The following is an 18023-nucleotide window of genomic DNA, read 5'->3' as shown; positions in this document are numbered from 1 at the left end:
GCGGATTTATCTGCGGATTCAAGAATACGCTCAAGGCCGCTATTTACCTAGCCTTGAGTTCTGTAGGAGGTTTCTCATACTGATGTAATACGCGGATTATTTTGCGGATTTTTTGACAGAAAAAAACGCAGTAGTGAGAGTCTGGTTCCAATGTCCTACATGAGAGCGCGAAATCTCGCGCTCTCATGCAAAAACCGTTACTCCACCGTCACCGACTTCGCCAGGTTACGTGGCTGATCCACGTCCGTGCCCTTGAGCACCGCGACGTAGTACGACAGCAGCTGCAGCGGAACCGTGTAGAGGATCGGCGAGAGAATGTCGTGGATATGCGGCATCTGCACCACGTGAGTGCCTTCGCCGTTGGTCATCCCGGCTTTTTCGTCGGCGAACACGATCAGTTCACCACCACGGGCGCGGACTTCCTGCAGGTTGGATTTGAGCTTTTCCAGCAGTTCGTTGTTCGGCGCCACGGTGACCACCGGCATGTCGTTATCCACAAGCGCCAGCGGGCCGTGTTTCAGTTCACCGGCCGGGTAGGCTTCGGCGTGGATGTAGGAGATTTCCTTGAGTTTCAGGGCACCTTCCATCGCCACCGGGAATTGCGCGCCACGACCGAGGAACAGGGTGTGGTTCTTTTCGGCGAACAGCTCGGCGATTTTCTCCACGGTGCTGTCCATGGCCAGTGCTTCACCGAGACGGGTTGGCAGGCGACGCAGTTCTTCGACCAGACGTGCTTCGACGCCATCGGCCAACGTTCCGCGCACTTGGCCCAGCGACAGGGTCAGCAGCAGTAGACCAACCAATTGCGTGGTGAAGGCTTTGGTCGAGGCCACGCCGATCTCGCGACCGGCCTGGGTCAGCAGAGTCAGGTCGGACTCGCGCACCAGCGAGCTGATGCCGACGTTGCAGATCGCAAGGCTGGCCAAGAAGCCCAGCTCTTTGGCGTTGCGCAGGGCCGCCAGGGTGTCGGCGGTTTCACCGGATTGCGAGATGGTCACGAACAGGGTGTCTGGCTGCACTACGACTTTGCGGTAGCGGAATTCGCTGGCGACTTCGACCTGGCACGGGATCCCGGCCAGTTCTTCCAGCCAGTAACGGGCAACCATGCCGGCGTGATAACTGGTGCCGCAGGCGACGATTTGTACATTGCGCACTTTGGCGAACAGCTCGGCGGCTTGTGGGCCGAACGCTTGCACCAGCACCTGATCATTGCTCAGGCGACCTTCGAGGGTGCGTTGTACAACGGCCGGTTGCTCGTGGATTTCCTTGAGCATGTAGTGGCGGTATTCACCTTTGTCGGCGGCTTCGGCACCGTCGCTGTACTGCACGGTCTGGCGCTCGACGGCATTGCCGTTGATGTCCCAGATCTGCACGTTATCGCGGCGAATTTCGGCGATATCGCCTTCTTCCAGGTACATGAAGCGGTCGGTGACCTGACGCAGCGCCAACTGGTCAGAGGCGAGGAAATTCTCGCCCAGACCCAGACCGATCACCAACGGGCTGCCACTGCGCGCGGCGACCAGACGATCCGGCTGCTTGGCATTGATCACGGCCAGGCCGTAAGCACCGTGCAGTTCCTTGACCGTCGCTTTAAGCGCAACGCTCAGGTCTGGCTGGTCCTTGAGTTTGTGGCTGAGCAGGTGGGCGATGACTTCGGTGTCGGTATCCGAAGTAAACACGTAACCCAGCGCTTTCAGTTGTTCACGCAGGGCTTCGTGGTTTTCGATGATGCCGTTGTGCACCACGGCGATGTCGCCGGAAAAATGCGGGTGGGCGTTGCGCTCGCATGGCGCACCGTGAGTGGCCCAACGGGTGTGGGCAATACCGAGGCGACCCACCAGTGGATGCTCTGCCAACGCAGCTTCAAGTTCACTGACTTTACCCGGACGACGCATGCGCTCGAGGGTTTCGTCGTTGGTGAAGACCGCGACACCGGCGCTGTCGTAGCCGCGGTATTCCAGGCGTTTGAGGCCTTCGAGCAGGATGGCGGTGATATTACGTTCAGCAACTGCGCCGACAATTCCACACATGCTTATTTCTCCTGACTGACAGCCGCGCAAATCACGGTGATACCGCGGGCCTGAATCTGATCGCGTGCGTCATTGGGCAGGCGATCATCGGTAATTAGGGTATGGACGCTGCTCCACGGCAGTTCCAGATTGGGAATCTTGCGACCGATCTTGTCGGCCTCGACCATGACGATGACTTCTCGCGCCACGTCAGCCATGACCCGGCTCAAACCGAGCAGCTCATTGAAGGTCGTGGTGCCGCGCACCAGGTCGATACCGTCGGCGCCAATGAACAATTGGTCGAAGTCGTAAGAGCGTAGTACCTGCTCGGCGACCTGGCCCTGAAAGGATTCCGAATGCGGATCCCAGGTGCCGCCGGTCATCAACAGCACCGGCTCGTGTTCGAGTTCGCTCAAGGCATTGGCGACGTGCAGGGAGTTGGTCATCACTACCAGACCGGGCTGTTGGCCAAGCTCCGGGATCATGGCAGCGGTGGTGCTGCCGCTGTCGATGATGATTCGCGCGTGTTCGCGGATGCGTTTCACCGCTGCACGGGCAATCGCCTGTTTGTACTTGGAAACGCTCTGCGCGGTTTCCGCGACCAGTTCCTGCGGCATGGTGATCGCCCCGCCGTAGCGGCGCAGCAACAGGCCATGACTTTCCAGCGCAGCGAGATCCTTGCGAATCGTAACTTCGGAGGTTTCGAAGCGCTTGGCCAGTTCATCCACACTGACTTCGCCCTGCTCGTTGAGCAAGGCGAGAATGTTGTGACGGCGTTGTGGCGTGTTGCGTTTCGACATGGCGGCTTAAGTTTCGTTTCGAAAGATAACGGAAGCAATCAAAACCTATCGGCTCTAAATCGTCAAGCGGTCGCCCAAAAAAAATCGCAACCCCCAACAGTCCCCGTAGGAGCTGCGAAGGCTGCGATCTTTTGATCTTCAAAAAGCCGCTGTGGATAACTCAGCTCTTCTTGATCTTCTCCGGCCGTTTCCAACCGTCGATATTTCTCTGCCGCGCTCGGCCCACGGCCAACTGTGCGTTATCCACATTCTGCGTAATGGTCGACCCGGCCGCCGTGGTCGCACCGGCAGAGATATCCACAGGTGCGACCAACGAATTATTGGAGCCGATGAACACATCCGCACCCAACACGGTTTTCCACTTGTTGGCGCCGTCGTAGTTGCAGGTGATGGTGCCAGCGCCAATGTTGGTGCGCGCACCGATTTCGGCATCGCCCAGATACGTGAGGTGACCGGCCTTGGCGCCTTCGCCCATGTGGGCGTTTTTCAATTCAACAAAGTTACCCACATGCGCACGCGCTTCAAGCACGGTGCCCGGACGCAGACGCGCAAACGGGCCGGCATCGCTGCCCTCGCCCAGAACGGCACCCTCAATGTGCGAGTTGGCCTTGATCACCACGCCTTTGCGCAGGGTGCTGTCCTTTATCACACAATTCGGGCCGATCACCACGTCGTCTTCAATGACCACATTGCCTTCGAGGATCACGTTGATGTCGATCAGCACGTCGCGACCAACGGTGACTTCGCCACGCACGTCGAAACGTGCCGGGTCACGCAGAGTCACGCCTTGCGCCATCAACCGCCGACCGGCGCGCAACTGGTAATGGCGCTCCAGCTCTGACAATTGCTTGCGATCATTGGCGCCCTGCACTTCCATTGGGTCGTGCGGTTGTTCGGTGGCGACAACCAGGCCATCGCTGACCGCCATTTCGATCACATCGGTCAGGTAGTACTCGCCTTGGGCATTGTTGTTTGACAGACGACTCATCCAGTCGGCCAGACGATTGGCCGGCACGGCGAGAATGCCGGTGTTGCCTTCGGTAATCGCGCGCTGCGCTTCGCTGGCGTCTTTGTGTTCAACGATGGCTGCGACCTTACCGTCTGCATCGCGCACGATGCGGCCATAACCGGTCGGGTCGTCCAGCTCGACGGTGAGCAAACCCATCTGCCCCGGCACGACATGCTTGAGCAGCCGTTGCAGGGTTTCGACTTCGATCAGCGGCACGTCACCGTAGAGGATCAGCACGGTGTCGGCAGTAATGAACGGCACCGCTTGAGCGGTGGCGTGGCCGGTGCCGAGCTGCTTGTCCTGCAGGACGAAATTCAGATCATCAGCGGCCAGACGTTCACGCACCACATCCGCGCCATGGCCGATCACCACATGAATGCGTTGTGGATCGAGTTGTCGGGCGCTGTGGATAACATGGCCCAGCATGGAGTTGCCGGCAATCGGGTGCAGAACCTTCGGCAGTGCCGAACGCATACGAGTGCCTTGACCGGCCGCGAGGATAACGATTTCAAGAGACATGACTGGCTACCAATCCTGGGTGGTCAGCAACTGCGACCGGGTTTCGGGAATTCGGAAAAGAAAAAAGGGTAGCCGAGGCTACCCTTTTTTATCAATCGCACAACAAGCGGCTGACGGATTAACCGCCAAACTTCTTGCGGATCTGCTGGACGGTGCGCAGCTGAGCTGCAGCCTCGGCCAGACGTGCTGACGCAGCGCTGTAGTCGAAATCAGCGCCTTTTTCATGCAGAGCATGCTCGGCAGCCTTGAGAGCTGCTTGAGCCTGAGCTTCATCCAGGTCGGCGGCACGTTGCACGGTATCGGCAAGCACTTTGACCATGTTCGGCTGAACCTCGAGGAAACCACCGGAGATGTAAAACACCTCGGGTTCCCCGCCTTGCTTGATCAGGCGGATCGGACCTGGCTTCAGATTAGTGATCAGCGGCGCGTGACCCAGAGCGATACCAAGATCACCCAGTGCACCGTGCGCAATCACCATCTCGACCAGGCCGGAAAAGATTTCCCCTTCCGCGCTGACGATATCGCAATGGACTGTCATAGCCATCTGATTGCCTCAACCTAAATTAGCGCCCGTTGCCGGGCGCCGGGATTACAGTTTCTTGGCTTTCTCGATCGCTTCTTCGATGCCGCCAACCATGTAGAACGCTTGTTCTGGCAGGTGGTCGTAGTCACCGTTGAGGATGCCTTTGAAGCCAGCAATGGTGTCTTTCAGGGAAACGTATTTACCCGAAGCACCGGTGAAGACTTCAGCCACGAAGAACGGCTGCGACAAGAAGCGCTGGATCTTACGAGCACGGTTTACCAACTGCTTGTCGGCTTCCGACAGCTCGTCCATACCCAGGATCGCGATGATGTCCTTCAGCTCTTTGTAACGTTGCAGAACGTACTGAACGCCGCGAGCGGTGTCGTAGTGGTCCTGGCCGATTACGTTCGGGTCCAGCTGGCGCGAAGTCGAATCCAGTGGATCTACCGCTGGGTAGATACCCAGGGAAGCGATGTCACGGGACAGAACGACGGTGGCGTCCAAGTGGGCGAAGGTGGTCGCTGGCGATGGGTCGGTCAAGTCATCCGCAGGTACGTATACCGCTTGGATCGAGGTGATCGAACCTTCCTTGGTCGAAGTGATACGTTCTTGCAGAACGCCCATCTCTTCAGCCAGGGTCGGCTGGTAACCTACTGCCGAAGGCATACGGCCCAGCAGTGCGGATACTTCAGTACCGGCCAGGGTGTAACGATAGATGTTGTCGACGAACAGCAGAACGTCGTTACCTTCGTCACGGAACTTCTCGGCCATGGTCAGGCCAGTCAGTGCTACGCGCAGACGGTTACCCGGCGGCTCGTTCATCTGACCGTAAACCAGTGCCACTTTGTCCAGAACGTTGGAATCCTTCATCTCGTGGTAGAAGTCGTTACCCTCACGAGTACGCTCACCCACACCGGCGAACACGGAATAACCGCTGTGCTCGATGGCGATGTTACGGATCAGTTCCATCATGTTTACGGTTTTGCCTACACCGGCACCACCGAACAGACCGACTTTACCGCCTTTGGCAAACGGGCAAACCAGGTCGATAACCTTGATGCCGGTTTCCAGCAGGTCGTTGCCGCCTGCTTGCTCAGCGAACGAAGGCGCTGGACGGTGAATGCCCCAACGCTCTTCGGTGTCGATCGGGCCAGCTTCGTCGATCGGGTTACCGAGAACGTCCATGATCCGGCCCAGGGTCGCTTTACCGACCGGTACGGAGATGGCTGCGCCAGAGTCGGTAACTTCCAGACCGCGCTTCAAGCCCTCGGTGGAACCCATCGCAATGGTACGAACCACGCCGTCGCCCAGCTGCTGCTGAACTTCCAGAGTGGTGCCGGCATCGCTTTTGACTTTCAAAGCGTTGTAGATGCTCGGTACGCTGTCGCGTGGAAATTCCACGTCGATAACGGCGCCGATGATTTGAACGATACGTCCGCTACTCATAGCTGGATCCTCTGAATATTTGAACCGTTAAACCGCGGCAGCGCCGCCGACGATTTCCGAGATCTCTTGGGTGATCGCAGCCTGACGCGCCTTGTTGTAGATCAGCTGCAAATCGCTGATCAAATCACCGGCGTTGTCGGTAGCGTTCTTCATCGCGATCATCCGCGCAGCTTGTTCAGCCGCGTTGTTCTCGACCACCGCCTGGTAGACCTGCGACTCAACGTAGCGGACCATCAAGCCGTCAAGCAGCTCTTTGGCATCCGGTTCGTAGAGATAGTCCCAGTGGTGCTTGAGATCCTGATCCGGGGTGGCCACCAGTGGAATCAATTGCTCCACGGTAGGCTGTTGCGTCATGGTGTTGATGAACTTGTTGGACACCACGGACAGGCGGTCAATACGGCCGTCCAGGTAGGCATCCAGCATCACCTTGACGCTGCCGATCAAGTCATTGATCGACGGCTCTTCACCCAGGTGGCTGATAGCTGCAACGACGTTACCGCCGAAGTTGCGGAAAAAGGCCGCACCCTTGCTACCAACGACACACAGATCAATCTCGACGCCGTTTTCGCGGTTTACCGCCATGTCCTTGACCAGGGCCTTGAACAGGTTGGTATTCAAGCCGCCGCACAGACCACGGTCACTGCTCACCACAACATAACCAACGCGCTTGATTTCGCGGTCGATCATGAACGGGTGGCGGTATTCCGGGTTGGCGTTGGCCAGATGCCCAATAACCTGGCGGATACGCTCCGCATAAGGACGGCTAGCAGCCATGCGCATTTGTGCCTTGCGCATTTTGCTGACCGCCACTTTTTCCATGGCGCTGGTAATCTTTTGCGTGCTTTTGATGCTCGCAATCTTACTGCGAATCTCTTTTGCGCCTGCCATGTAACACCTATCAGGTTAGCAAGCGGGAGCCTCGCGGCTCCCGCTGCGGCTTACCAGGTTTGGGTGGCCTTGAACTTCTCGATACCGGCTTTCATGCCAGCGTCGATTTCGTCATTGAAGTCACCTTTAACGTTGATCTTGGCCATCAAATCGGCGTGATCGCGGTTGAAGAAAGCAATCAGCGCTTGTTCGAAGCTGCCGATCTTGGCGATTTCAATGTCAGTCAGGAACCCACGCTCAGCGGCATACAGCGACAGCGCCATGTCAGCAATCGACATTGGTGCGTATTGCTTCTGCTTCATCAGCTCGGTAACGCGCTGACCATGCTCAAGTTGCTTACGGGTCGCTTCGTCCAGGTCAGAAGCGAACTGAGCGAATGCCGCCAGTTCACGGTACTGAGCCAGAGCGGTACGGATACCACCGGAGAGCTTCTTGATGATCTTGGTCTGAGCGGCACCACCCACACGGGATACCGAAACACCGGCGTTCACTGCAGGGCGGATGCCCGAGTTGAACATGGCCGATTCCAGGAAGATCTGACCGTCGGTGATGGAAATCACGTTGGTCGGAACGAACGCGGAAACGTCGCCAGCCTGGGTTTCGATGATCGGCAGTGCGGTCAGGGAACCGGTTTTGCCGGTCACTGCGCCGTTGGTGAACTTCTCTACGTATTCTTCCGAAACGCGGGATGCGCGCTCCAGCAGACGGGAGTGGAGATAGAACACGTCGCCTGGGTAAGCTTCACGGCCTGGTGGACGGCGCAGCAGCAGGGAAATCTGGCGGTAAGCCACTGCTTGCTTGGACAGATCGTCATAAACGATCAGCGCGTCTTCACCGCGGTCGCGGAAGAATTCACCCATGGTGCAACCGGAGTACGGTGCCAGGAATTGCAGCGCAGGAGATTCCGAAGCACTGGCAGCCACGATGATCGTGTTGGCCAGGGCGCCGTTTTCTTCCAGCTTGCGAACCACGTTGGCGATGGTCGATTGCTTCTGACCAATAGCTACGTAGACGCAGAAAATGCCGCTGTCTTTCTGGTTGATGATCGCGTCGATCGCCAGAGCGGTTTTACCGATCTGACGGTCACCGATGATCAGCTCACGCTGGCCACGGCCGACAGGGATCATGGCATCGACTGCCTTGTAGCCAGTCTGTACAGGCTGGTCTACCGACTTACGCCAGATCACGCCCGGAGCAACTTTCTCGACCGCGTCGGTCTCGGTGTTGCCCAGTGGACCTTTGCCGTCAACAGGGTTACCCAGTGCGTCGACTACGCGACCCAGCAGTTCCTTACCAACCGGAACTTCGAGGATGCGGCCGGTGCACTTGGCGCTCATGCCTTCAGCCAGAGACTGGTAAGCGCCCAGTACAACGGCACCTACGGAGTCTTGCTCCAGGTTGAGGGCCATACCGTAGACGCCGCCCGGAAACTCGATCATCTCGCCGTACATGACGTCGGCCAGACCGTGAATCCGCACGATGCCGTCAGATACGCTGACGACAGTGCCTTCGTTACGGGCTTGGGAGGTCACATCGAGCTTGTCGATGCGGCCCTTGATAATTTCACTTATTTCGGAAGGATTGAGTTGCTGCATTGCTCTGCTGCCCCTTCAAACTCAAGATTTCAATGCTTCGGCAAGTTTCGCGATTTTGCCGCGAATCGAGCCATCGATAACCAGGTCGCCGGCGCGGATGACGACACCACCTATAAGGGCAGCATCCTCCGCAACTTGCAGGCGCACTTCCCGGTTGAGTCGTGCACTGAGAACCTTGGCGAGTTTGTCTTGCTGTTCTTGGTTCAATGCAAAAGCACTGGTCACTTCAACGTCTACCGACTTCTCTTGTTCGGCCTTGTACAGGTCGAAAAGAGCGGCAATCTCCGGCAGAAGCGGGAGACGGTCGTTTTCGGCAACGACATTGATGAAGTTCTGTGCCTTGGCATCAAACTTGTCGCCGCACACGTCAATAAACGTGGCGGCCTTTTCTGCGCTCGTCAGTCGCGGGGCCTTGAGCACGCGCTGCATGGTGTCATCTTGTGACACCGCTGCAGCCAGGCCGAGCATGGCTGACCAATTGGCCAGTTGCTGGTGGGCCTGAGCGTGCTCGAAGGCCGCCTTAGCGTAAGGTCGGGCCAACGTGGTCAGTTCTGCCATGATCGCCCTCGCTTAGATTTCAGCAGCCAGTTGGTTAACCAGCTCTGCGTGCGCGTTTTGATCGATTGTGGCACCCAGGATCTTCTCGGCGCCGCCGACAGCCAGCAAACCCACTTGGGCGCGCAGCTTGTCTTTGACACTGTTCAGTTCCTGTTCGATCTCGGCTTGAGCCTGAACCTTCACACGGTCAGCGTCGACACGGGCCTTTTCAACGGCCTCTTCGACAATCTGGTTACCGCGTTTCTTGGCTTGCTCGATGATTTCAGCTGCCTGAGCTTTCGCTTCGCGCAGTTGCTGACCCGCTTTTTCTTGGGCCAACTCCAGGTCGCGAGCTGCACGGCTGGCAGCGTCCAGACCATCAGCGATCTTCTTTTGACGTTCGTGCAGAGCAGCGATGACCGGAGGCCATACATACTTCATGCAGAACAGTACAAAAATCAGGAACGCAACGGACTGGCCAATCAGGGTCGCATTAATGTTCACGCCAACACCTCGCAGTTACGTTGTCCATCACATCAAATTACTCGGAAGAATCCGGGTAATTAGCCAGCGATCTGACCAACGAACGGGTTCGCAAAGGTGAAGAACAGAGCGATACCAACACCGATCATGGTTACGGCGTCGAGCAGACCGGCAACGATGAACATTTTAACTTGCAGCATTGGAACCATTTCTGGCTGACGCGCTGCGCCTTCCAGGAACTTGCCGCCCAGCAGGCCGAAACCAATTGCGGTACCCAGTGCGCCCAGGCCGATCAACAGTGCAACAGCGATAGCGGTTAGACCAACTACAGTTTCCATCTTTCCTCCCGACTTTTACGTCGTATGGTTTAGGTTTTTTAGATTAAAGCGGTAAAACAAATCGTTTCAGGTGCCCTGTGAAGAGCCCCTTCCCGTTTGACCGGGAAGGACATCAGACTAGTCGAGACTGGCCTTAATGGTTTTCTTCGTGCGCCATCGACAGGTAGACGATGGTCAGCATCATGAAGATGAACGCCTGCAGCGTGATGATCAGGATGTGGAACACAGCCCACGCCCACTGCAGAACAACGCCCAGGCCGCTCAGCCAGAGCAGGCCGCTGCCGAACATCACAGCGATCAGAATGAACACCAGCTCGCCGGCATACATGTTGCCGAACAGACGCAGAGCCAGAGAGATCGGCTTGGCGATCAGGGTCACGAATTCCAGCAGGAAGTTCACCGGGATCAGCAGGGCTTGAACGAAAATGTTCTTGCTGCCGAACGGGTGCAGGGTCAGTTCGCCGATGAAGCCGCCGAAGCCCTTGACCTTGATGCTATAGAAAATGATCAGTGCGAAAACCGAGAACGCCATGCCCAGGGTCGCATTCGGGTCGGTGGTCGACACGGCGCGGAACGGGATGTGGTGGTCACCGGAGATCAGGATGGCCAGCTGAGGAATCCAGTCGACCGGTACCAGGTCGACGGCGTTCATCAGGAACACCCAGACGAAGATGGTCAGTGCCAACGGTGCAATCACCGGGCTACGGCCATGGAAGCTGTCTTTCACGCTGCCATCGACGAATTCGACCAATACTTCAACGAAGTTCTGCAAAGCACCCGGCTGACCCGAAGTCGCTTTCTTTGCCGCCATGCGGAAAAGAAGTACGAAGATCAGACCCAACGCGACCGACCAGCCGAGAGTATCGACGTGGAAAGCCCAGAAACCCATTTCTTTGGCTTCTGCTGCGGTATGGGCAAAGCCCCAGCCGCCGTTAGGTAGCTGACCGAAGGTCAGGTTCTGCAAGTGGTGCTGGATATAGCCCGAAGCGGTTGTTTCTGCCATGGTTGCCTCAAACGCCCTAAGGTCTCGAAAGTCTTGTTCTCATCAGCAGGGGAGCGAACCAGCTGACCGACTGAGTCAGCACGAACACGCCGAATACTGCTATCGGCGCCAGTGGCTTCACACCTGCAAACACCAGTGCAAAGAGCACTGCCGTCAAAATCAGTTTGCCTGCCTCGCCGGCATAAAATGACCGGACGATGGACTGGGCTGCTCGGGCGCCGGAAAACCGAAATGCCTTGTGAGCGAAATAAACATTGGGCAGCAAGGCTATCAGGCCTCCGCAAAGTCCCGAGTATCCGGCAACGACTCCGTGCCATTGCCAGAGCGCCAAAGCGGCAATGAGCAAAATGACAAATTGAGCCATCAACACCGGAAAAACCGCCAGGCGATGGAACGGCAGGCGGTTTGGCTTGCGGGTTTCCATCACGTTTGCTCTCCAATGGTCGGCTGCCAGAATTCAATAACTTGGCATAATTTGTGCCGACAAAATGCGCGCAGAGTATAGGGGCGGTTCTGCCCCTATTCAACTGTCAGGTAGTGATTTCCGACTGCGCGCTACATGAGGAAATGTTTCAGCGGATGTGTGCGAGCACACCTTGAAGCTCATCAAGGGAGTTGTAACCGATCACCAGCTGGCCCTTTCCCTTCTTGCCGTGGCGAATCTGCACCGCAGAGCCTAGGCGCTCGGCCAGACGCTGTTCGAGACGCGCGATATCCGGGTCGGGTTTGCTCGCTTCCACAGGCTCCGGTTTGCCACTCAACCACTGGCGAACCAGTGCCTCGGTTTGGCGCACGGTGAGACCGCGTGCGACAACATGTCGCGCCCCTTCAACCTGTTGATTGTCCGGCAGACCGAGCAAAGCACGGGCATGACCCATTTCCAGGTCGCCGTGAGACAACATCGTCTTGATGACTTCCGGCAGCGCAATAAGCCGCAACAGGTTAGCCACAGTGACGCGGGACTTACCCACAGCCTCGGCAACTTGCTGCTGAGTGAGCTGGAATTCCTGCTGCAAACGCTGCAGGGCCACCGCTTCTTCGATCGGGTTGAGGTCTTCGCGCTGGATGTTCTCGATCAGCGCAATGGCGATTGCGGTTTCATCCGGTACATCCCGGACCATCGCCGGAATGGTTTCCTGCCCGGCTTGCTGACTCGCGCGCCAGCGACGTTCACCAGCGATGATCTCGAAGCGGCCACCGCCAATCGGGCGCACCACGATCGGCTGCATCACGCCTTGCGCCTTGATCGATGCTGCCAGTTCTTCCAGCGCCTGCGGATCCATGTCGCGGCGCGGCTGGTATTTACCGCGCTGCAGCAGATCCAACGGCAAGTGCTGCAGTTCGCGGGTGTCAGCTTGCGCCGCTTGTTCTTCCAGCGCGCTGACGGTCGGACCACTCAGCAGTGCATCCAGTCCACGTCCGAGACCTCGTTTCTTGACGGCCATGGGGATTCCTTAAGTTGCCTGAGCGGCGGCGATGCGTGAGTTTTTGCGCTGACGACGAACCATCTCGCCGGCCAGGGCCAGATAAGCCAGGGCGCCGCGCGATTGCTTGTCGTAGGCCAGCGCCGGCATGCCGTAGCTCGGCGCTTCGGCCAGGCGGATGTTGCGCGGGATCACCGTGTCGTAGAGCTGCTCGCCGAAGTGTTCCTTGAGTTGCGCCGAAACGTCGTTCATCAGGCTCAGGCGCGGGTCATACATGGTCCGCAGCAGGCCTTCGACTTTCAGGTTCGGGTTCAACAATTCGGCGATGCGCTTGATGTTATCCACAAGGTCGCTCAAACCTTCGAGCGCAAAGTATTCGCACTGCATGGGGATAATCACCCCATCGGCGGCCACCAAAGCGTTCAGCGTGAGCATCGACAGCGACGGCGGGCAGTCGATCAGAATGTAATCGTAGTTTTCGCGGATCGGCGCCAACGCGCTGCGCAGACGGCTTTCCTTCATCTGCATTTCCAGCAGCACGACTTCGGCCGCCGTCAAATCGCGGTTGGCCGGCAGCAGTTGATAACCACCGTGCTCGGAATAGTGCATGGCCTGGGCCAGATCGCATTCGCCGATCAGCAGGTCATAGACCGAATTTTCCAGGCCGTGTTTATCCACACCGCTACCCATGGTGGCGTTGCCCTGTGGATCGAGATCGATCAACAGCACCCGGCGCTTGGTCGCGACCAGGGATGCTGCGAGGTTGATGCAGGTGGTGGTCTTGCCCACACCACCCTTCTGGTTCGCTATCGCGAATACCTTAGCCATTCTTGCTTGTGTTCCCAATCATGCCGTGCGGCGCAGTATCAGCAGATGGCGTTGGCCTTGGCAACCGGGTACGGCCAGGGCGTGTTCGCTATCGAGTTTGAAGTCTGCCGGCAATGCTACCAGCTCATCGGCCGGATGAACGCCCTTCATTGCCAGCCAGCGTGTATCGGCGTCGCCGAGGTGGCGAGTCCAGTTGGTGAAGTTTTCCATGCTGCTGAACGCCCGGGAAATGATCCCGTTGAACGGCTGCGCAGGCTGGAAAGCTTCGACACGACTGTGGATAACTTGCAGGTTATCCAGTTTCAGTTCGAGTTTGACCTGGGTCAGGAAGCGGGTTTTCTTGCCGTTGCTGTCCAGACAGGTCACTTGCGAATCCGGATACAGGATCGCCAACGGAATCCCCGGCATGCCGCCGCCACTGCCGACGTCGAGCCAGCGGCCGTTTTCGATGAACGACATCACGCTCAGACTATCGAGCAAGTGCCGCGAAACCATTTCGTCCGGATCGCGCACCGCAGTCAGGTTGTAGGCCTGGTTCCATTTGATCAACAGGGCCAGATAACCCAGCAGCAATTCGTGCTGGTTTTCAGTGAGGTTGACACCGAGCTCGCGGGCTCCTGTGGATAACTCTTCGGCGTGTTGCGAAGTGACCTTAGAACTCAAGCGCTTTGCTCCAACTGACGGCCCGCGCCGCGTTTTTTCAAATGAATCATCAACAGCGAAATCGCTGCCGGGGTCACACCCGGGATCCGTGAAGCCTGGCCCAGCGTCTCTGGACGAGTCGCGCCGAGCTTGCTCTGGATCTCCTTGGAGAGACCGGAAATGTTGGTGTAATCGATATCCACAGGCAGTTTCGTGTCTTCACTGGCGCGCAGACGGGCGATTTCGTCCTGTTGACGGTCGATGTAACCGGCGTACTTGGTCTTGATTTCAACCTGCTCGGCGACCTGTGGATCTTCGGCGCCATTGCCGGTCACTTCGACCAGACCAGCGTAGTCGATTTCCGGACGGCTCAAGAGGTTGAGCAAGTTGTATTCGTGGGTCAGCGGCGTGCCGAATTTTTCCGCGATCGCATCGCCCTGCTGCGTATTCGGGCGAACCCAAGTGCTTTTCAGGCGTTGTTCTTCGAGTTCGATGCTTTCGCGTTTCTTGCAGAAGGCTGCCCAACGCGCGTCATCGACCAGACCAAGCTCGCGACCTTTTTCGGTCAGACGCAGGTCGGCGTTGTCCTCACGCAGGATCAGGCGGTACTCAGCACGGGAAGTGAACATGCGGTACGGCTCTTGGGTGCCGAGGGTGATCAGGTCGTCGACCAACACACCGATGTACGCTTCATCGCGACGCGGGCACCAGGCTTCTTTGCCCTTGGCGCGCAGTGCGGCGTTGGCACCCGCGAGCAAACCTTGAGCGCCAGCTTCTTCGTAACCGGTGGTGCCGTTGATTTGCCCGGCGAAAAACAGACCGTCGATGACTTTGGTCTCGAGGCTGTACTTCAGGTCGCGCGGATCGAAGTAGTCGTACTCGATCGCATAACCCGGACGCACGATGTGCGCGTTTTCCATGCCGCGGATCGATTGCACGATCTGCAATTGCACGTCGAACGGCAAGCTTGTGGATATCCCGTTCGGATACAGCTCATGGGTGGTCAAACCTTCCGGTTCGATAAACACCTGATGGCTTTCCTTGTCGGCAAAGCGGTGGATCTTGTCTTCGATCGACGGGCAATAGCGCGGGCCAATGCCTTCGATCTCGCCGGCAGCGGAATACATCGGCGAACGATCGAGGTTCGCCGCGATGATTTCGTGGGTGCGGGCGTTGGTGTGAGTAATCCAGCAACTGACCTGGCGTGGATGTTGTTCCTTGTTGCCCATGAAGGACATCACCGGAATCGGCGTATCGCCTGGTTGCTCGGTCATCACCGAGAAATCCACAGACTTGCCGTCGATACGCGGCGGTGTGCCAGTTTTCAGGCGACCGACACGCAGTGGCAGTTCACGCAAACGGTGAGCCAGGGCAATCGACGGTGGATCACCGGCGCGGCCGCCGGAAAAATTCTGCAAACCGATGTGGATAAGTCCGCCGAGGAAAGTACCGGTGGTCAGCACCACTGAATCGGCGAAGAAGCGCAGACCCATTTGCGTGACAACACCACGGACTTGTTCCTGCTCGACGATCAGGTCGTCAGCGGCTTGTTGAAATATCCACAGGTTCGGCTGGTTTTCCAGAATTTCGCGGACAGCGGCTTTGTACAGAATCCGGTCAGCTTGCGCACGGGTTGCCCGAACGGCTGGGCCTTTGCGGCTGTTCAACACGCGAAACTGGATGCCACCCAAATCGGTAGCCGTGGCCATCGCGCCGCCGAGGGCATCGATTTCCTTGACCAGATGGCTTTTGCCAATGCCACCGATGGCCGGGTTGCAACTCATGGCACCGAGGGTTTCCACGTTATGCGTCAGCAACAGGGTTTTTGCCCCCATACGTGCTGAGGCCAGTGCTGCCTCGGTACCGGCATGACCGCCGCCGATGACGATCACTTCAAAACGGGAAGGGAAATCCACCACGCACCTCGTGCCTGCTTAAGTAGGTAATTCAGGAATAGTTTGAGATCAGGTTTTTGGACCTGGTCGACAAGTATAGGGACTTCGCCCTTCCTAAAGAACCCTTTGCACAAAATTTAACCAGCTGTGGAGAACTCGAGGTTAAAAGAATAAAAAAGAGAGAAATTTATAAAACCTTTGTTTTTATGTTTATTCTTACTGAGCATACTTTCTGTGGATAGATTGCTACAGGCCTTTATATTCAATGTGTATAGAGTTTCAAAACCCTGTGCTCATGTACCAATGAGGCCCTTGGATAACCGGTGTAAGCCTGTGGATGAAAGGGGTTGTTATCCACAGACGGGGTTATGTCCAGTTTTCAGGCCCTGTTATCAACTGCTCTTAGTGGCAGTTATTCACAGGGCTTAATCCACAGAAAAACGACACAACGGCTTTTTCACAGCGCAAAAAAAAACGCCAGCGAGGGTTCGCTGGCGACAAAGAAGCCGATGGAGGGAAGTGCGGGGACTATTGTGAGAGAACTTAACAGGGGCTAATAATAGGCATTATCATTAACTCATCAGTTTTCCCAATGCCCCTACCCGCCCACACTGCTGCGATTGAGCAAATCTACGAGCAACATCATTCGTGGCTATATGGATGGCTCAAAGGAAAATTGCATGACGCCTGCGATGCAGCCGATGTGGCGCATGATACGTTTGTGCGGATTCTGGCGGCCCGCAATGCCGCGCAGATTCACGAGCCACGGGATTATCTGGCGACCATTGCACGCGGCCTGGTGATTGATCGTTATCGCAGACAGGCTATCGAAGCCGCGTATTTGCAGACCCTCGCAGCTCGACCGGAAGCCACCGCCATCAGCGAGGAAGACAAGGCGCTGATCATTGAAACCCTGGTCGCTGTGGATAAAGCTTTGGCCGGCCTTGGCGCCAGAAGCCAACAGATCTTCATGCTCTCTCAGATCGATGGCCTGACTTATCAACAGATTGCTCTGCAGCTAAAGGTTTCGCTGACCACGGTGAAGAAACACATGATCCGCGCCCTGACGGAATGTGCGCTGATCATGGCGCAGCATTGATGGCCACCGCACCCAACCGTCAGGTTTTCGAAGCGGCCGCCAGCTGGTATGTGCAGTTTCAGGCAGAACCGCCGACGCTCGCCGATCAGAAAGCCTGGCAGCTGTGGATCGACAGTGATCCAGCGCATCTCGCGGCATGGAACCAGATTGAACAACTGCAGCGCCATCTCGGTTCGTTGCCGCCGGATTTGAAACGTCGCGCCCTGAATACCGGACAGCAACGACGCCAGGTGCTGAAATTGTTGCTGCTCGCTGCGGGGGCTGGGTTCGTTGGCTGGAATGTTCAGCAACACACATCCTTGGGGAATGTCTGGGCCGACTATAAAACTGGCGTTGGCCAGCGTCGCAATATCACATTGGCGGATGGCAGTCAGATTCAGCTCAACACCGACACTGCCATCGACGTGTCTTTCGACCCGGCGCAGCGGCTGATTCGCCTGCGCTCCGGCGAGATCCTCATTCAAACCGGAAAGCTTGGCGATCAACGGCCCTTTTTCGTCGAAAGCCGGGATGGCCGGATTCAAGCACTGGGCACCCGGTTTTCCGTACATCAGTTATCGGGGGCTACCCGTGTGGGTGTGCTGGAAGACCGGGTCATTGTTCAGCCCGCCGATCTATCAACAGCCGCAATTGTTCTGAGCGCAGGTGAAGGCGCCGATTTTGATCGTCGACACATAGGGCTCATTCACCCCTTCAAATCCACGGAAGTGGCATGGACCAACGGCCAATTGATCGTACTCAACGCACGCTTGGGCAATGTCATTGAAGAATTGGGCCGCTATCGCCGCGGCGTTTTGCACTGTGATGACCGCGCGCGAGATCTGCGGGTCTCCGGCACCTTCCGGCTCGATTCTACCGATGCAGTCCTGGCCAATCTTCAGGCTTCGCTGCCGATCAACGTGCGCTATTTCACTCATTACTGGGTCTCGATCAGCCGCAACGCTTGATCGAAATTTCACCTGGGGAAAATAAATCGAAAACAGGG

18 protein-coding genes are annotated in these 18023 nt (G+C 57.1%); 2 read left to right on the top strand and 16 right to left on the bottom strand.

What is annotated here, in order from left to right:
• Positions 1-197 precede the first annotated feature (197 nt).
• From glmS to mnmG, 16 genes are all read right to left on the bottom strand, one after another.
• On the bottom strand, positions 198-2030 hold the full coding sequence (gene glmS / locus KBP52_RS18560) for a glutamine--fructose-6-phosphate transaminase (isomerizing) (protein ID WP_038359538.1): 1833 nt from the start codon (positions 2028-2030) through the stop codon (positions 198-200).
• A 2-nt stretch (positions 2031-2032) separates the two neighbouring features.
• Entirely contained in the window at positions 2033-2809 is a 777-nt protein-coding gene (locus tag KBP52_RS18555; RefSeq protein WP_212620713.1) for a DeoR family transcriptional regulator, read from the bottom strand.
• 160 nt (positions 2810-2969) lie between these two features.
• Positions 2970-4337 (bottom strand): bifunctional UDP-N-acetylglucosamine diphosphorylase/glucosamine-1-phosphate N-acetyltransferase GlmU, encoded by a 1368-nt coding sequence (gene glmU / locus KBP52_RS18550; RefSeq protein WP_116028604.1) that lies wholly within the window; start codon positions 4335-4337, stop codon positions 2970-2972.
• Positions 4338-4455: 118 nt separating this feature from the next.
• Positions 4456-4881, bottom strand: a complete 426-nt coding sequence (locus KBP52_RS18545) for a F0F1 ATP synthase subunit epsilon (RefSeq protein WP_007911962.1) — start codon at positions 4879-4881, stop codon at positions 4456-4458.
• Between the two features lie 45 nt (positions 4882-4926).
• Positions 4927-6306 (bottom strand): F0F1 ATP synthase subunit beta, encoded by a 1380-nt coding sequence (atpD, locus tag KBP52_RS18540; RefSeq protein WP_016984062.1) that lies wholly within the window; start codon positions 6304-6306, stop codon positions 4927-4929.
• 27 nt (positions 6307-6333) lie between these two features.
• A complete protein-coding gene (gene atpG, locus KBP52_RS18535; protein WP_007911960.1) occupies positions 6334-7194 on the bottom strand; it encodes a F0F1 ATP synthase subunit gamma in 861 nt (286 codons plus the stop codon).
• Positions 7195-7244: 50 nt separating this feature from the next.
• Positions 7245-8789 (bottom strand): F0F1 ATP synthase subunit alpha, encoded by a 1545-nt coding sequence (gene atpA / locus KBP52_RS18530; RefSeq protein ID WP_016984064.1) that lies wholly within the window; start codon positions 8787-8789, stop codon positions 7245-7247.
• Positions 8790-8810: 21 nt separating this feature from the next.
• Positions 8811-9347: a F0F1 ATP synthase subunit delta gene (locus KBP52_RS18525; RefSeq protein WP_007911956.1), complete on the bottom strand. Its 537-nt coding sequence runs from the start codon at positions 9345-9347 to the stop codon at positions 8811-8813.
• Positions 9348-9359: 12 nt separating this feature from the next.
• On the bottom strand, positions 9360-9830 hold the full coding sequence (locus KBP52_RS18520) for a F0F1 ATP synthase subunit B (protein ID WP_003229781.1): 471 nt from the start codon (positions 9828-9830) through the stop codon (positions 9360-9362).
• 59 nt (positions 9831-9889) lie between these two features.
• Entirely contained in the window at positions 9890-10147 is a 258-nt protein-coding gene (atpE, locus tag KBP52_RS18515; protein WP_003097235.1) for a F0F1 ATP synthase subunit C, read from the bottom strand.
• A 133-nt stretch (positions 10148-10280) separates the two neighbouring features.
• Positions 10281-11150: a F0F1 ATP synthase subunit A gene (gene atpB / locus KBP52_RS18510; RefSeq protein ID WP_007911917.1), complete on the bottom strand. Its 870-nt coding sequence runs from the start codon at positions 11148-11150 to the stop codon at positions 10281-10283.
• A 16-nt stretch (positions 11151-11166) separates the two neighbouring features.
• Positions 11167-11574 carry a F0F1 ATP synthase subunit I gene (locus tag KBP52_RS18505; RefSeq protein WP_008084411.1) on the bottom strand — a complete coding sequence of 136 codons (408 nt, stop codon included), beginning with the start codon at positions 11572-11574 and terminating at the stop codon, positions 11167-11169.
• 148 nt (positions 11575-11722) lie between these two features.
• Positions 11723-12595 carry a ParB/RepB/Spo0J family partition protein gene (locus tag KBP52_RS18500; protein WP_116028606.1) on the bottom strand — a complete coding sequence of 291 codons (873 nt, stop codon included), beginning with the start codon at positions 12593-12595 and terminating at the stop codon, positions 11723-11725.
• Positions 12596-12604: 9 nt separating this feature from the next.
• On the bottom strand, positions 12605-13402 hold the full coding sequence (locus KBP52_RS18495) for a ParA family protein (protein ID WP_007911909.1): 798 nt from the start codon (positions 13400-13402) through the stop codon (positions 12605-12607).
• A gap of 18 nt (positions 13403-13420) precedes the next feature.
• Positions 13421-14065, bottom strand: coding sequence for a 16S rRNA (guanine(527)-N(7))-methyltransferase RsmG (gene rsmG, locus KBP52_RS18490; RefSeq protein WP_212620712.1), 645 nt, complete (start codon positions 14063-14065; stop codon positions 13421-13423).
• Positions 14062-15960 (bottom strand): tRNA uridine-5-carboxymethylaminomethyl(34) synthesis enzyme MnmG, encoded by a 1899-nt coding sequence (mnmG, locus tag KBP52_RS18485; protein WP_212620711.1) that lies wholly within the window; start codon positions 15958-15960, stop codon positions 14062-14064. The genes rsmG and mnmG overlap by 4 nt, the downstream gene beginning before the upstream one ends.
• Before the next feature lie 571 nt (positions 15961-16531).
• On the opposite strand from mnmG, the gene KBP52_RS18480 reads away from it, so the two are divergent.
• Together KBP52_RS18480 and KBP52_RS18475 are read left to right on the top strand one after the other, a co-directional pair.
• Positions 16532-17038, top strand: a complete 507-nt coding sequence (locus KBP52_RS18480) for a sigma-70 family RNA polymerase sigma factor (protein ID WP_137218455.1) — start codon at positions 16532-16534, stop codon at positions 17036-17038.
• Complete coding sequence (locus KBP52_RS18475; protein ID WP_137218454.1) at positions 17038-17985, top strand: FecR domain-containing protein; 948 nt, start codon at positions 17038-17040, stop codon at positions 17983-17985. The genes KBP52_RS18480 and KBP52_RS18475 overlap by 1 nt, the downstream gene beginning before the upstream one ends.
• Positions 17986-18023: the final 38 nt, after the last annotated feature.

This window comes from Pseudomonas sp. SCA2728.1_7 (assembly GCF_018138145.1).
Lineage (GTDB): Bacteria > Pseudomonadota > Gammaproteobacteria > Pseudomonadales > Pseudomonadaceae > Aquipseudomonas > Aquipseudomonas koreensis_A.
Note: the sequence above shows the minus strand (reverse complement) of the source record. Positions and strands in the feature narration are given on the sequence as shown.

Excerpts from the sequence above, each read along its gene's own strand:
- glmS (WP_038359538.1), bottom strand. The coding sequence starts at position 2,030 with ATGTGTGGAATTGTCGGCGCAGTTGCTGAACGTAATATCACCGCCATC.
- KBP52_RS18555 (WP_212620713.1), bottom strand. The coding sequence starts at position 2,809 with ATGTCGAAACGCAACACGCCACAACGCCGTCACAACATTCTCGCCTTG.
- glmU (WP_116028604.1), bottom strand. The coding sequence starts at position 4,337 with ATGTCTCTTGAAATCGTTATCCTCGCGGCCGGTCAAGGCACTCGTATG.
- KBP52_RS18545 (WP_007911962.1), bottom strand. The coding sequence starts at position 4,881 with ATGGCTATGACAGTCCATTGCGATATCGTCAGCGCGGAAGGGGAAATC.
- atpD (WP_016984062.1), bottom strand. The coding sequence starts at position 6,306 with ATGAGTAGCGGACGTATCGTTCAAATCATCGGCGCCGTTATCGACGTG.
- atpG (WP_007911960.1), bottom strand. The coding sequence starts at position 7,194 with ATGGCAGGCGCAAAAGAGATTCGCAGTAAGATTGCGAGCATCAAAAGC.
- atpA (WP_016984064.1), bottom strand. The coding sequence starts at position 8,789 with ATGCAGCAACTCAATCCTTCCGAAATAAGTGAAATTATCAAGGGCCGC.
- KBP52_RS18525 (WP_007911956.1), bottom strand. The coding sequence starts at position 9,347 with ATGGCAGAACTGACCACGTTGGCCCGACCTTACGCTAAGGCGGCCTTC.
- atpE (WP_003097235.1), bottom strand. The coding sequence starts at position 10,147 with ATGGAAACTGTAGTTGGTCTAACCGCTATCGCTGTTGCACTGTTGATC.
- atpB (WP_007911917.1), bottom strand. The coding sequence starts at position 11,150 with ATGGCAGAAACAACCGCTTCGGGCTATATCCAGCACCACTTGCAGAAC.
- KBP52_RS18505 (WP_008084411.1), bottom strand. The coding sequence starts at position 11,574 with ATGGAAACCCGCAAGCCAAACCGCCTGCCGTTCCATCGCCTGGCGGTT.
- KBP52_RS18500 (WP_116028606.1), bottom strand. The coding sequence starts at position 12,595 with ATGGCCGTCAAGAAACGAGGTCTCGGACGTGGACTGGATGCACTGCTG.
- KBP52_RS18495 (WP_007911909.1), bottom strand. The coding sequence starts at position 13,402 with ATGGCTAAGGTATTCGCGATAGCGAACCAGAAGGGTGGTGTGGGCAAG.
- KBP52_RS18480 (WP_137218455.1), top strand. The coding sequence starts at position 16,532 with ATGCCCCTACCCGCCCACACTGCTGCGATTGAGCAAATCTACGAGCAA.
- KBP52_RS18475 (WP_137218454.1), top strand. The coding sequence starts at position 17,038 with ATGGCCACCGCACCCAACCGTCAGGTTTTCGAAGCGGCCGCCAGCTGG.